At 46.2% G+C, this 13,410-nt stretch carries 15 protein-coding genes; 8 read left to right on the top strand and 7 right to left on the bottom strand.

Going from position 1 to position 13,410, the window contains the following annotated elements; genetic code table 11:
* Positions 1-42: 42 nt before the first annotated feature.
* Positions 43-882 carry an NADPH-dependent 7-cyano-7-deazaguanine reductase QueF gene (queF, locus tag F458_RS0111135; protein WP_018983504.1) on the bottom strand — a complete coding sequence of 280 codons (840 nt, stop codon included), beginning with the start codon at positions 880-882 and terminating at the stop codon, positions 43-45.
* Positions 883-978: 96 nt separating this feature from the next.
* On the opposite strand from queF, the gene syd reads away from it, so the two are divergent.
* Complete coding sequence (gene syd / locus F458_RS0111130) at positions 979-1,542, top strand: SecY-interacting protein (protein WP_018983503.1); 564 nt, start codon at positions 979-981, stop codon at positions 1,540-1,542.
* Here the strand turns inward: syd and F458_RS0111125 are convergent.
* Positions 1,518-1,814, bottom strand: coding sequence for a hypothetical protein (locus F458_RS0111125; RefSeq protein WP_018983502.1), 297 nt, complete (start codon positions 1,812-1,814; stop codon positions 1,518-1,520). The two genes, syd and F458_RS0111125, sit on opposite strands and share 25 nt — an antisense overlap.
* 231 nt (positions 1,815-2,045) lie before the next feature.
* Here F458_RS0111125 and F458_RS0111120 point away from each other — a divergent pair, with 231 nt between their 5' ends.
* Positions 2,046-2,405: a DUF3192 domain-containing protein gene (locus tag F458_RS0111120; RefSeq protein ID WP_018983501.1), complete on the top strand. Its 360-nt coding sequence runs from the start codon at positions 2,046-2,048 to the stop codon at positions 2,403-2,405.
* A gap of 103 nt (positions 2,406-2,508) precedes the next feature.
* Complete coding sequence (locus F458_RS0111115; protein WP_018983500.1) at positions 2,509-3,159, top strand: N-acetyltransferase; 651 nt, start codon at positions 2,509-2,511, stop codon at positions 3,157-3,159.
* Between the two features lie 696 nt (positions 3,160-3,855).
* Here F458_RS0111115 and F458_RS0111105 read toward each other — a convergent pair.
* On the bottom strand, positions 3,856-4,158 hold the full coding sequence (locus F458_RS0111105) for a DUF3301 domain-containing protein (protein ID WP_018983498.1): 303 nt from the start codon (positions 4,156-4,158) through the stop codon (positions 3,856-3,858).
* Between the two features lie 4 nt (positions 4,159-4,162).
* Complete coding sequence (locus F458_RS0111100) at positions 4,163-5,209, bottom strand: DUF3549 family protein (protein ID WP_018983497.1); 1,047 nt, start codon at positions 5,207-5,209, stop codon at positions 4,163-4,165.
* A 112-nt stretch (positions 5,210-5,321) separates the two neighbouring features.
* On the opposite strand from F458_RS0111100, the gene F458_RS0111095 reads away from it, so the two are divergent.
* From F458_RS0111095 to F458_RS0111085, 3 genes are read left to right on the top strand one after another with little or no spacing between them, the layout of a single operon-like run.
* On the top strand, positions 5,322-5,642 hold the full coding sequence (locus F458_RS0111095; RefSeq protein WP_018983496.1) for a YqcC family protein: 321 nt from the start codon (positions 5,322-5,324) through the stop codon (positions 5,640-5,642).
* Positions 5,635-6,387: a tRNA pseudouridine(65) synthase TruC gene (locus F458_RS0111090; protein ID WP_018983495.1), complete on the top strand. Its 753-nt coding sequence runs from the start codon at positions 5,635-5,637 to the stop codon at positions 6,385-6,387. Before F458_RS0111095 ends, F458_RS0111090 begins: the two co-directional genes overlap by 8 nt.
* Positions 6,388-6,400: 13 nt before the next feature.
* Entirely contained in the window at positions 6,401-6,856 is a 456-nt protein-coding gene (locus F458_RS0111085) for a flavodoxin (protein WP_018983494.1), read from the top strand.
* 40 nt (positions 6,857-6,896) lie between these two features.
* Here F458_RS0111085 and dapD read toward each other — a convergent pair whose 3' ends face one another.
* From dapD to map, 3 genes are all read right to left on the bottom strand, one after another.
* The gene (gene dapD, locus F458_RS0111080; protein WP_018983493.1) at positions 6,897-7,721 is read right to left on the bottom strand and encodes a 2,3,4,5-tetrahydropyridine-2,6-dicarboxylate N-succinyltransferase; all 825 of its coding nucleotides are present in this window, start codon (positions 7,719-7,721) and stop codon (positions 6,897-6,899) included.
* On the bottom strand, positions 7,718-10,366 hold the full coding sequence (gene glnD / locus F458_RS0111075; protein WP_018983492.1) for a [protein-PII] uridylyltransferase: 2,649 nt from the start codon (positions 10,364-10,366) through the stop codon (positions 7,718-7,720). Before glnD ends, dapD begins: the two co-directional genes overlap by 4 nt.
* A gap of 144 nt (positions 10,367-10,510) precedes the next feature.
* Complete coding sequence (gene map, locus F458_RS0111070; protein ID WP_018983491.1) at positions 10,511-11,305, bottom strand: type I methionyl aminopeptidase; 795 nt, start codon at positions 11,303-11,305, stop codon at positions 10,511-10,513.
* 348 nt (positions 11,306-11,653) lie between these two features.
* Here map and rpsB point away from each other — a divergent pair, with 348 nt between their 5' ends.
* Both rpsB and tsf read left to right on the top strand, forming a co-directional pair.
* Positions 11,654-12,385 carry a 30S ribosomal protein S2 gene (gene rpsB / locus F458_RS0111065; protein ID WP_018983490.1) on the top strand — a complete coding sequence of 244 codons (732 nt, stop codon included), beginning with the start codon at positions 11,654-11,656 and terminating at the stop codon, positions 12,383-12,385.
* 123 nt (positions 12,386-12,508) lie between these two features.
* Positions 12,509-13,381 carry a translation elongation factor Ts gene (tsf, locus tag F458_RS0111060; RefSeq protein WP_018983489.1) on the top strand — a complete coding sequence of 291 codons (873 nt, stop codon included), beginning with the start codon at positions 12,509-12,511 and terminating at the stop codon, positions 13,379-13,381.
* Positions 13,382-13,410 lie beyond the last annotated feature (29 nt).

Here is a 13,410-nt window from a genome sequence, read left to right as displayed (position 1 = left end):
AGGCATTAATAATGTGACATAGCTAGCCGGCAATGCCTGCTATTATTGTCTTGCCGTGCGACGATTTGTATAGGGTGTTTCAAAATTCGATCTGAACGGATTAATATCCAGCCCACCGCGGCGGGTATAACGTGCCAGTACAGTAAGCTTGTTCATCCCCGGCAATTGTTGTAAATCACAAAATATCCGCTCTACGCACTGTTCGTGAAATTCATTGTGCTGACGATATCCAATCAGATACCTGAGCAGTGCGCTTTGATCCAGCGCACGACCTTCGTATTTAATTAAAATACTGGCCCAGTCGGGCTGGCTGGTTATCAAACAGTTGGATTTGAGTAGATCACTGGTTAGTGTTTCGCTTACCTTATGAGACAATGTTTTTAGAAGGCTGGCGTCCGGCGTGTAGGAGTCTACTTCGATATCCAGATGGTCAATATTGGTGCCCTTGAGTGGCACGACATCAAAAGCATCAAACTGACTCGGCAGAAAGACTTTTACCTCAACCTCATGATCAGCGCACTGGCTCAAATCCCGGCCCAGTGTTGACTCGACTTCTGCCAATGACGCAAAGCGAGTCTGATTAAAGCTATTCAGGTACAGCTTAAACGATTTTGACTCTACTAAAAATGGCGAGGTTACCGGTACCTGACACTCCAAAATGCCTACCTGGGGCTTGCCTTTTGCATTCAGCCACGATAATTCATAACCAGTCCAGGTATCAACACCTGAAAATGGCAAATTTGCTGTGTCGATGCCCTGGGCATCGCGGCTTAAGGCGCGTGGTACACCCTGCAAGAGTAAAGGATTGTAATGGGCCTCGTAGGTAACTTCTTCACCCAGTGTAAGGCCCTTAGGTAGCGCAAAATCTGTTTTGTTTGTCATTACTATTACTTATTACGTAAACTAGCGAGGCGTTGCCGGAATAATACCGCAATCCCCATCTATAATTTAGTCAGTATAGGATATTTTTAATACCTTATGAGTGATTCCATTGAACAGGCGATTGACCAGTTAATTGGCCAGTACAAAGCTGATGCACAAAATGCACAGCAACCCTTGCGTGTCGAGTATGAACCCGATTGGCCGACGCCGTGTTATCAGCTCGACCAGCATGACGAGGTTCATGAAGGTGCCCATGTAAGCTGGCAACCGGTACGCCAGTCCTCTGCCAATAGTTTTGCCAAACTGGAAGACGCACTGGAACTAACTCTAGACCAGCAATATTGCGTGTTCTTTACACGGTACTATTCATTTAATCTGATGGCCCGCGCACCACAGGGTGAGTGTGAACTACTTCAGGTCGTCAGTGACAGTGACTTCGAGCGTCTGCAGGAAAACCTAATCGGTCATGTTTTGATGAAGCGACGTTTACGTCAGCCCGAAACGCTGTTTTTTGGCCTCACTGATGACGATAATCTGATTCTTAGTATTATCAACAATTCGGGAGAAGTGATACTTGAACGGGTTGGCAAAAAACACTATGAAGTCCTGGCTCCCGATCTGAGTACGTTCCTGAATCAATTAGCGCCGTCACCCGCTTGATTGTTATCCAAAGCGCTGAGGCGTTTTTCTAACAGAGCCACTGCGTTTTCAAGCTCGCTGATGCGCTTTTCCAGATCACCAACTGACGCAGCCGGTTTAGGCGCATGTCGCGACATACCTGCTGCATTAAATGACTTAATCGCCGCTATCGCCTCTGTGACACTTATCTTGAAAGGCGCCTTGGCCCTCAGCATAGCCACAGAAGGCTGGTTTCCCTCATCTTTAATTTGCTGACACAACGCCTGTAGGGATAGATCCGATGATTCTGCCATGGAAGTCTTACTCTTAGTATTTTGCGGTGTATATTACGCGTCTTAGAAACGTAAAAACAGTTGTTATACTGACGAAAATTTAGTGAGTTTGCTTAAATTATAAAATTTTTACTAATTCAAAGATTAAAATAATTAAGTTAAATCAATAAGTTAATTCTGGCAAGTAAATTGATAGCTAACTCACAAAGTTATAACGTCAAACTAGTTTAATAAAAATATAAAAGGATGAACATGAAACACATAGCATTACTTATTGCGCTTAGCGCACCCGTCTTCTTATCAGGTTGTGTTATCTCTGTTGATGGCGACAAACATGGTAGCGGTGCGGATTGGGAAGACAGGGAATACAATAACCGAAAGCATATCTCGAATCTTAACATCGGCTCGGCGTATGAACGTGTGGTCGGCAAGATGGGCGTAGCAGACTTTAGTGAGCTGGAACAGCGTGAGGACGGCACTTACCGAATTCTGTATTATCGCACCCAACGCACCATGGATGACGGCATTACCACTAAAGATGAGTGCACCCCGCTGGTATTTAAAAACGGTGAGTTGATAGGCTGGGGCAGCAGCGCGTCTCAGCATTTATAATGCGAACAAACCGGTCCCGTGCGACCGGTTTTCTTTTTTCTTGTTTTCTGATTAGTATTTGTACACAGTGTATGTAATCCTTCAGACTATTCAGGAATGTTAAATGAGTCAGCTTTCCACCCCCGCGCCGGATCTTTCAGCTATCAAGGCCATGCACCTAGATGCAGACGACTTGAACGTCGCCGCTTCGATTTTGTATAACGCCTATTTCGACGATGCTACATTGCAATACATCTTCCAGGCTGAAAAAGAGGGTTACGACAGCCGTCTGCGCAGCGCTATTCGTGAAGAACTTTATGCCTTTTGGGATAGCGGGCAAACACTCATAGGGTTGTTTGAAGAAAACCGGATGCTTGCTGTTACTTGCTTAGCAGAGCCCGGCTCGGGCTTTGCGCCAGGCAAAATGTGGCATTGGCGGGTGAAGATGATGCTGACAGCCGGCCTCTTCAGCACGCGTCAGCTCGTGGAAAAAGAGGAAAATATACTTGCTGCAATTCCTGCCAGCCATTTCCACATGATTGTCCTTATTGGTGTCCATCCAGATCACCAGCACCGAGGTCTGGGTCATATTCTGCTTGGCGCTATCGACAACATCGTTATAAATCATTCCGACAGTGAAGGGGTGGGGGTGTTCGCGACATTATCTTACTATCAACGATTTTTTGAAGACGATGCATACCAGCACGTTAAGCAACTGGAAGTCGCTCAAATTACAGGCAACATTTTGTTTAAAAACAGACCAGCGAACGAATAAAAGCGCTCAATGTCATTTCCGGGTTGTCGAATATAACCCTTAAGTTTGTAAGAGATATCGCACATTTTTGTAAGTTTAATCGTTATTTTTTGTGAGAAAAAAATTAGACCAAAGTATAAACACTATGTTTTGTATAGGGTTTTTAAATTTAGTTACGGATCACAAGATTTATCAATCTAACATTTTTGTAATTACGTATAGCAAACTATTACCAGAGCAGTACTATATTTCCTGTCACAAGGATACACGATGAGTCTGGAAGACACGAAAACCAGGGAAGCTAAGGAAGCTTACTACAGGGATTTGTAGACTAAGGGAATATTGGACTGGAGCATGGATGCTCTGAAGGACTAAATATGTTGCCGGATGCAGCATGCAGGGAAATGGACAATCTAAGGATGGGAAGCGGAGATGTAGGGATAGTAGCGTACAGGATGTATGCTTTCTCAGGGAACGGGATACAGGATGTACTTAGGACGCCGTCAGGAAGATGGATGCTGCAAAAGGAACGGCAGTTGAAAGTGGATAAAGGGAAAGGGACCTGTCTGTATCAGGCAGCCGGTACAGGATTGACCGGATAACAGGGAACAAGGAAAAGGGAAAGCGTCAGGGTAGACGATTTTGCAACGGAATGTTGAGAAGGAACTTCATTATTCACAAAAAAGCGGCATAGGATGCCGCTTTTTTTTTGTCTGTTTAAATCTTGTAAGGTGGCAGATTTGTTCGGATCATACGCTTGCCGATCATATCTACATGACCGGTGTAACGATCTTCTCCATTACCAGAGAATTCGAAAGCAAAGGTAGAAAGCCAATCTATTTTGCCATATTTGAACGAAAGGCGAGTACGTTGCCGGGCCACAGAAAGTAACTGCAGCTGGTGAGTTTTACAATAATGACCTATCTGTTCGTAAGCCTGTTCACTGATGCTGCGAATTCGCCAGAACTGAATACCCGTTAAAATAAGCAAGAAAAATAAAACCAGCTCACCCAGCGTCATGCCGTTATCCTTTTGCCTGCGAAAATAACTGACCTATTGCCCGAGCCAGCACTTCACTGCGCTCAGGTGAGCGCAATAATGCCAGCACCTTGTCCCGGCAACGAGGTACCTGTACAAGGTCAGAAAAGAACCCTTTAAATAGTGCGCCTTCAAAATTCTGCTGCTCATCGCAATGTGCCACGCGGGTAAAAAATGCATTTAGCAAAGCGCTATCCAGCTGCATGTAATGGCGGGCTGCAATAACACTGAGTGAATCAACATCAAGTGCAACATCATCGTGCAGTATCTGTTCAAGAAGCGTTTGAATATGACTATTTTGCTGGTGGCTGGTAAGCGCTCTGAGAATGGCCTGGCCACGTCGCGTCAACGGGCCTTCCTTCTTTAAATAGTCACTGAGTAATGTAATTAGCGCAGTATCAAGTGCGACAGGCTCACAGGCATTTAACAGCGCGACCTGAAAGTCTTCTGCATATAAGCCGAAGCAGGCCAGCAAGGCCTCAGATTTTTCGCGATCATTTATATGTAATGCCACATCAGCGATGGCCTGAACCGGTAACCTGGTCCAGTCCATTACCGCAGGATGCTGTAGGTAATGAATTACGTCGCTGGTGCCCTGCGCGGGCGGTTTGTTAAGCAAGTGCCGGGCGTAGGCGTTAAACAAGCTCATCTGTTGTTGATTAGGCACAAAGTTATACGGATTGTCAGGCAGCTTTTGCTGCACGTCACTGTCTTGGGCCAGACTGGTGCCCAGGGCATCTACAATAATCTGTAAAAAATGATTACGACTGGCCGTGACTAACAAACCCTGTTCGTCCACCGGTAGTTTTACAAACCAGATATATTCGGTCTGTTTCTGCTGTGTATTCCAGAAGATGATACCGAACCATCCGTGTTGCTGACGGGGTCGCGGTACCGGAGCCACGCCGTTTTCAATATCTAAAAAAGCCTGGGCATCCAGTGTGGTCAGGTCACGGCCCATGTCCACGATCTGAAAGTTGGTCCCTGCATGCAGCAGGAATTCACTGATTGATTCTATTGTCTGCGCGCCCATTAATGCTCCGAACTCAGATAAAAGGCGTTAGTGTACCGCCGCGTTTCTTCAATGACCAGCCGTCAGGTGATTGATATACTAAGCACCAGTTTCACTATGAGAAGTAACAACGGTGTCAGACCCACGCTTTATTGAGCAACAGTTAGTCAGGATTGAGCAATATTTAAAACAAAATGAGATGTGGTCCAGTGATGCCCCGCCCAGTGAGGCGATGGCATCGGATATACCATTTGCCGCCGATACAATGACCTTCGAACAATGGTTGCAGTTTACGTTTTTGCCACAGATGTACCACTACAGCGAACACTACGAAAATGTACCGATTAATATGGCTGTAGCGCCCATGGCGCAACAAATGTTAGGCGCCGACCATAACAAGCTGGTTCATCTGCTTTTGACGTTAGACAACTTGAGCGAAATACAACATGGATGAATTATTACCGCATCAGCATCTTTCAGTCATTTACCAGGACGACTCCCTCATCGCCATCGATAAACCGCCAGGACTTCTGGTTCACCGCAGCCCTATCGATAAACGCGAGACACAGTTCGCTGTACAACAGCTTCGAGACCAGATAGGCCGACATGTTTTTCCGGTACACAGGCTCGACCGGCCAACCTCCGGGATATTATTGTTTGCCTACGATGGCAGCACAGCCAGCGAACTGGGCCAGCAAATGATGGCTCGGAAAGTCCAGAAAACGTATTTTGCCATCGTGCGGGGCTTTATTATTGGCAGCGGGTTGATCGATTATGCCCTGCGTTTCAAACCGGATAAAATAGCGGATAAACACCGGGGGGAAATCCCGCCTCAGCCAGCGACAACTGAGTATCATTCGCTGGCACATTATGAACTGCCCATTGCATCGGGGCGCTACGCGACCTCTCGCTATACAGCTGTGAAACTACATCCCGTTACCGGGCGTAAACATCAGCTTCGACGTCACCTGGTACATTTGCGGCATCCGATTCTGGGAGATACGACACATGGGGACGGAAAACAAAATAAATTTTTGAAATCACGGTTTGGTTTTGAAAATTTGGCCTTAACTTGTACCAGATTAGTGATTAAACATCCCGTCAGTGGCAAGGTCATTGAAATTAGCACCACGCCCCGAGAAGACATGCGCAATTTACTCTCAGGCTGGCGTGATTATCGGGTCAATCTTGAGATATAAAAGGAAACAAACTATGGCGAAACTGGGAATATTCTGTGGAAGTGTGTACGGCAATGCCCAGCACGTCGCAGAACAGGTGGAAGAAAACTTATCGACGCAGGGTTACGACTGTGAGTTATTTCAGGATGCTGCGGTCACGGACTTTACAGAGTCAGACGCGATTTTGGTGGTGACCTCTACCACCGGACAGGGTGACGTGCCCCCAAATCTTGAGTTCACTTATATGGATCTTAAGGATGAGTTTCCCTTATTGACGAACAAACCGTTTGCTGTGGCAGCATTGGGCGATAGCAGCTATGAAAATTTTTGCGGCGGTGGCCGGCACTTCCAGGAGTTGTTGACGGAGCTGCAGGCTAACCCGGTAGCCGATATGCTGGAAGTCGATGCTATTGAAACACTGGAACCTGAGCAGGATGTAGTTGACTGGGTAAACGGAATAAAAGATAAGTTATTTTCATCTGAGGCGTAAAAGATAAAAAAAGCGGTCAAAAAGACCGCTTTATCCAGCTTTACTCAGCGCTTCTCAACAGCGCATTGATACCAATCTTAGCGCGCGTTTTAGCGTCTACCTTTTTCACTATAATCGCTGCATACAGACTATAGTTACCATCCTTGCCGGGTAAGTTACCAGGCACGACAACCGAGCCTGCCGGCACACGGCCATAATGAATCTCACCGGTCTCCCGATCGAAGATCCGAGTGCTTTGTCCGATATACACGCCCATTGAAATAACCGCGCCTTCCTCGACAATAACACCTTCAACAATTTCTGATCGTGCGCCAATAAAACAGTTATCTTCAATAATGGTCGGATTCGCCTGGAGCGGTTCCAGTACGCCACCGATACCCACACCACCGGATAAATGCACATTTTTGCCAATCTGGGCACAAGAACCTACTGTTGCCCAGGTATCAACCATGCTGCCTTCACCCACGTAAGCACCAATGTTGACGTAAGAAGGCATCACAACGACATTCTTACCAACAAATGAGCCTGTTCTAACAGCTGCCGGTGGAACGATGCGAACACCCTCACTGGCAAACTGCTCAGCGGTATAATGACGATATTTAAGCGGCACTTTGTCAAAAAAGCGACTTTCGGCGCCATCAATAACATCGTTGTTATGTAAGCGAAAATACAGTAGTACAGCCTTTTTAAGCCATTGGTGGACCGTCCATTCACCATCAATTTTTTCCGCCACCCGAGCTTCGCCACTATTTAGCAAATCGATGGCTTTGGTGACTGCGTGCCTTACCTCGTCAGGAGCATCAGAAGGGGAGAGGGCATCACGATTATCGAATGCCTGTTCTATAATAGATTTTAATTCACTCATGGTATGTTGATATCTTCAAGTTGATCAAGTTTAAATAAAATTCGCTGTTTCAGCGCCACTTGTTGTTCCTGTGTCAGCGCTTTTCCATGTTCGTTACTGACGATAAAAATATCTTCCGCTCGCTCACCGATGGTGGCAATTTTGGCCAGCTTGAGGGTCACATTGCAGTCTACAAACGCATGTCCGACCTTCGCCAGAATACCCGGTGCATCCAGTGCTTCCAGTTCAACCAGAGTACTGTCCTCTAAAGAGAAAAACCGTACTTTGGTAGGCACATCGAGCTGTCGCATCTGGCGCGGAAGTTTGCGGGTATTGCTATGGGCAAAACCGGGCCGGTTTAGCTGCGCGATTATGGCTTGCTCTAAGTCACGGGTACGTGCATCGGATGATAAACGGCTGCCATCATTTTCCAGCACGAGCATACTATCAAAACAAAATCCGTCACGGGTGACAGTAATATGCGCATCGTGAATAGAGCAATTACGACTGTCTAAAACAGAAGCTACCTGCGCAAACAGAGCCTGACGGTCCTTACCGTAGGTGAGGATTTCAGTGCCGCCTTTAGCGATTCTGTCATTAGCCCGTATCAGCAGTGTATCTGGGTCATCCACAAAAAGGCTGGTTTCAGCATTGATTATTTCCAGCGTGTGCCAGGCAATCTGTGCCGGCTTGAAACGAACAAAGTAGTCATCGTCCATGCGCGTCCAGAAAACATCAACCTGCTGCTGATCAGCACCACTTTCAGCAAGCAGGCGTTTAGCCAGTTGTTTATGCATCTCGACACGTTCATCAAGTGTCGCCTGACATTGCAGCCCGTTATCCAGCGCTTTTTGGGTCATCAGATACAATTCACGCAGTAACGAGGCTTTCCAGTCGTTCCACAGATTGTCGTTAGTCGCCCGGATATCTGCCAGCGTCAATGCATAGAGCAGGTTCAGGTGATTCTGGCTACGTATTGTTGTAGCAAACTCGTTGATTACGTCCGGGTCATAGATATCCCGACGTTGCGCCACCATAGACATTAGTAAATGATTCTCGACCAGCCAGGCAATCAGTTTGCTGTCCTTGTCTTCAATCTCGTGATCTTTACAAAATTTTTCAACATCCAGAGCGCCGAGTTGGGAGTGGTCGCCATCACGTCCCTTTGCGATATCATGAAAAATAGCCGCGATATACAGCAGTTCCGGCTTATCCAGGTTTCTGACAATTCTGCTACAACGGGGAAACGCCTGATTGTCACGACTGAAGTATAGGTTGATAAATTTCACCAACCGATGGGTATGTTCATCCACGGTGTAGGCATGAAAAAGATCAAACTGCATCATACCCACAATATGATCCCACTCGGGAAGGTAAGCCTGCAAAATGCCGTACTCATGCATAATATTCCAGGCAAAATCAAAAAAACGCGGGTGTCTGAATAGGGACATAAGCCGTTCGCGACAAGCCGGACGATCGACAAAATACTGATGCTCAAATGCTCTGCGTGTATTGCGCAATTGTCGGATAGCAGCAGTGTCGAGGCCTTCTACCTCGGGTGTGTCTGCCACAACGCGTAAAAAATCCAACATGGCTTCCGGGCTGTTAATGACATCTTCCCTGCGCGGGGCAATCATTTTATCTAACAGCCAGTAATCAGCATTAATAATGCGTTGTTCTTTCACACTTTGGTTGAGCATGTCGTAACGAAATCGCTGCAACAACATTTTGTTCAACTCGCTGACCCGGCGTACAGTGCGAAAAAAGTCGCGCATCATTCGTTCAACCGAGTGTTTGCCATCCTGACCATAGTCGAGACGCTTGGCCACATCTGGCTGATAATCAAACAATAAACGATTTTCACTACGACCTGCTACCAGATGAAGCGCGCAGCGCATGCGCCACAGATGCATCCGACATCGTATCAGTTCGCTGTGTTCATCTTCGGTAAAATAGCCATGACCGACAAGATTCCAGCCGTCATATTCTTTGAAATGCTTTTTGGCTACCCAGCCAATAGACTGTATGTCCCGCAGACAGCCAGGATTTTCTTTAATATTGGGCTCAAGGTTGTACGAGGTACCGTGAAACTTAGCGTGCCTGGCTTTTTGTTCTTTATACTTCGCCGTAAAGAAGTCCTTGCTTGACCAGTAATTACGACCATTAAGCGCTTCCAGCAAACTTTCAAAAACGTACTCGTTGCCCACCAATAGTCGGCTTTCAACAAGATTAGTAGCAATTGAAATATCATCTTTTGCCAGGCTTACTGTTTCTTTGATGGTGCGCACTGCCTGCCCGACATCAAGCTTGATATCCCATAGCAAAGTAATGAACTGGCTGACCTTTTCCTGAGTGGGCTGGCTAAGGGGCTTGCGACTAAGAATAAGTAAATCAATATCGGAATAGGGTTGCAGGTGACCACGTCCATAACCGCCAACGGCACACAGCGTAATATCGTCGACTTCGTTTAGACCCAGCAGGTCCCACAGATGTAACAATAGCGCGTCAACAAACTGGGCGCGGCCGGTAACCAATTGATTGACAGCGCTGTGATCAAAGACTTCATCCAGCCATTCGTAGGAATTCTTGACACATTGTTTAATTGCAACAAGATCATCGACTGAGCCGATGTTATCTACTTGCTCGATGAGTTTCTGCAGGCTCAAGCTGTTTCCTTATTCATGTTAAACCGGACGCACCTTAGCATGAAATTCAGTGACTCGCAGTAGCTTGAGCGCGCATAGTTAAGGATGAAAAATGCATACTTATATAAAAAACGAATAAAAGTCGGCGTCAGTGCTGCCAGCCTTTTACCCGTGATTGATCACGCGTGGCAAATCTTCTTCTTCGCGCAGTGTGAGCACTTCAACACCTGTTTCGGTCACCAGTAGGGTATGTTCCCATTGCGCACTTAAACTGCGATCTTTAGTCACTACCGTCCACTGGTCAGGCAGTATTTTTGAATAACGTTTACCAGCATTAACCATGGGCTCAATAGTGAAGCACATTCCGGGAACTAACTCCTCACCTGTTCCTGGTGTACCGTAATGGACAATCTGCGGCTCCTCGTGAAAGCTGGCGCCAATGCCGTGACCACAAAACTCACGTACAATCGAATAATTATGCGATTCAGCATGGGTTTGGCAAAGGTGGCCGATATCGCCTAAACGCATACCAGGCTTAACTTCCTTGATGGCGTTGTATAAGCATTCCTGCGTTACACGCACAAGACGTTCTGCCAAGATAGACGGTTTGCCAACAATGAACATCTTCGATGTGTCACCATGGTAGCCATCTTTAATGACCGTTACATCAATATTAAGAATATCGCCGTCTTTCAGCTTTTTATCTGATGGAATGCCGTGACAGATGCAATGATTTACCGACGTGCATATTGATTTCGGGAAAGGCGGTTCACCATAGTTAAGCGGAGCAGGTGTAGCGCCCTGCTCGTTAACAATGTAGTCATGGCAAATAGTATTTAATTCATCTGTTGTTACCCCTTTTTTTACATAAGGAGTAATCATAGTCAGAACATCAGAAGCCAGTTTACCGGCTACGCGCATTTTTTCGATTTCTTCCGCGGTTTTAATTGTTGCAGCCACCGGATTCCTCAATTAATCGGTTAAAGATAAAAGCTAGATAAGTACGAAGTGTCAACTTATCAAGCATAGTCGTATGCCTATACTAACGGGTTAGACCCGTGGTGTATAGTTTGCAGACCATTATCAGGGAAGCATATCGAACGAAATTCTTGAGTTGGCAGGGGCATCATGGTATAAAGCGCCCGCCTGTTTTTTGAGTTCGTCTAAAAATTAAGATTTGGCGGCAAATCCAGGTACGAATTTTATCAATAACACACATATACCGACACTTGATTATCGGGGTGTCCAGCTCGCTGGATCGATACAAGGGGTATATGGAGGCCTAACCCCAATATAGAGGAAAAAATCATGGCTAATGTTTCAATGCGTGACATGCTTAAAGCAGGTGTTCACTTCGGTCACCAAACCCGTTACTGGAACCCAAAGATGAAGCCTTACATCTTTGGTGCTCGTAATAAAGTACATATCATCAATCTTGAGAAAACCGTTCCGCTTTTCAATGAAGCGATGAACTACTTGTCAGGTGTTGCGGGTAAAAAAGGAAAAATCCTTTTTGTTGGTACTAAACGTGCCGCAGGTGATGCTGTAAAAGAAGCTGCTGTTAAATGCGACCAGTTTTATGTGAATAAGCGTTGGTTGGGCGGTATGCTGACTAACTGGAAAACAGTTCGTCAGTCAATCAAGCGTCTTAAAGACCTTGAGCAAAAAAGTCAGGACGGGACGTTTGAAAAGCTGACCAAAAAAGAAGCGCTGATGCTTGAGCGTGAAATGGCCAAGCTTGAAAATAGCCTGGGCGGAATCAAAAACATGGGCGGTCTTCCAGATGCGATCTTTGTTATTGATGCTGACCACGAGCATATCGCAGTTACTGAAGCACGTAACCTGGGTATCCCTGTAGTTGGTGTAGTAGATACTAACTCTAATCCTGACGGCGTTGATTATGTAATCCCTGGTAATGATGATGCCATCCGTGCGATTCACCTTTATCTGGAAGCAGCGTCTGACGCTGTAAACGCAGGTCGCAATAGCAACCTGGAAGTACAGGCTGAGCAGGACGACTTCGTAGAAGCGGCCGAGTAATCGCAGCAGTACTTTTGACCGTGTTATGAATACTCACGATGCGGTCCTTGTTTCGAACAAATACTGTTAAGGGGCAGATGCCCCTTATATCTATTTAAAATATTAATGCTGAGGAATTGAAAAATGGCAGTGACTGCAGCACTAGTTAAAGAACTACGTGAACGCACAGGCGCGGGCATGATGGATTGTAAAAAAGCGCTGGTTGAAACCGACGGTGATATCGAGCTGGCAATCGAAAACATGCGTAAGTCTGGTCAGGCTAAAGCTGCGAAAAAAGCAGGTCGTATCGCCGCTGAAGGCGTGATTTTGACAAAGGTTGACGGTAATCGTGCAACCATGCTTGAGCTGAACTGCGAAACTGATTTTGTCGCCCGTGATGAAGGTTTCCTGAAATTCGGTAATGAAATTCTGAACGTTGCTCATGAAAAAGCGATTAGCGATATTGAGGCTTTGAACGACGCAGAAGTTAATGGCGAAAAAATCAGTTCAGTACGTGAAGCCCTGGTTTCAAAAATCGGTGAAAACATCTCACCTCGCCGCGTAATTACTGTTGAAGGTGATACGCTGGGTGGTTATGTACATGGCGGCCGTATCGGCGTTATCAGCCTGCTGGAAGGCGGTGATGAAGAGCTGGCGAAAGATGTGGCGATGCATGTTGCTGCAGCAAGCCCGCAGTACACCAAGCCAGAAGACGTACCAGCTGAAGTAGTTGAAAAAGAAAAAGCTATTCAGATTGAAATCGCGATGCAGTCTGGCAAGCCCGCTGATATTGCTGAAAAAATGGTTGCTGGTCGTATGAAGAAATTCACTGGTGAAATCAGCCTGACAGGTCAGCCGTTTGTTAAAGATCCTTCTGTAACTGTTGGCGAGTTGCTGAAAAGCAACAATGCCGATGCTATCAACTTCATTCGCTTTGAAGTAGGTGAAGGTATCGAGAAGAAATCTGAAGATTTTGCTGCTGAAGTTGCCGCGCAAATGGAAGCCGCTAAGAAATAATTAGGGCCATCTACTTTTGCCTGGCGCAA

The organism is Salinimonas chungwhensis DSM 16280, from assembly GCF_000378185.1.
In the GTDB taxonomy this organism is placed as follows: Bacteria; Pseudomonadota; Gammaproteobacteria; order Enterobacterales; family Alteromonadaceae; genus Alteromonas; species Alteromonas chungwhensis.
The sequence above is the reverse complement of the archived record's forward strand: the minus strand, read 5'-3'. Positions and strand labels throughout refer to the sequence as shown.

Coding starts and splice junctions, on each gene's coding strand:
- F458_RS0111105 (WP_018983498.1), bottom strand. CDS start 4,158: ATGACGCTGGGTGAGCTGGTTTTATTTTTCTTGCTTATTTTAACGGGT.
- F458_RS0111100 (WP_018983497.1), bottom strand. CDS start 5,209: ATGGGCGCGCAGACAATAGAATCAATCAGTGAATTCCTGCTGCATGCA.
- syd (WP_018983503.1), top strand. CDS start 979: ATGAGTGATTCCATTGAACAGGCGATTGACCAGTTAATTGGCCAGTAC.
- F458_RS0111115 (WP_018983500.1), top strand. CDS start 2,509: ATGAGTCAGCTTTCCACCCCCGCGCCGGATCTTTCAGCTATCAAGGCC.
- tsf (WP_018983489.1), top strand. CDS start 12,509: ATGGCAGTGACTGCAGCACTAGTTAAAGAACTACGTGAACGCACAGGC.
- dapD (WP_018983493.1), bottom strand. CDS start 7,721: ATGAGTGAATTAAAATCTATTATAGAACAGGCATTCGATAATCGTGAT.
- F458_RS0111090 (WP_018983495.1), top strand. CDS start 5,635: ATGGATGAATTATTACCGCATCAGCATCTTTCAGTCATTTACCAGGAC.
- F458_RS0111120 (WP_018983501.1), top strand. CDS start 2,046: ATGAAACACATAGCATTACTTATTGCGCTTAGCGCACCCGTCTTCTTA.
- rpsB (WP_018983490.1), top strand. CDS start 11,654: ATGGCTAATGTTTCAATGCGTGACATGCTTAAAGCAGGTGTTCACTTC.
- queF (WP_018983504.1), bottom strand. CDS start 882: ATGACAAACAAAACAGATTTTGCGCTACCTAAGGGCCTTACACTGGGT.
- F458_RS0111085 (WP_018983494.1), top strand. CDS start 6,401: ATGGCGAAACTGGGAATATTCTGTGGAAGTGTGTACGGCAATGCCCAG.
- F458_RS0111125 (WP_018983502.1), bottom strand. CDS start 1,814: ATGGCAGAATCATCGGATCTATCCCTACAGGCGTTGTGTCAGCAAATT.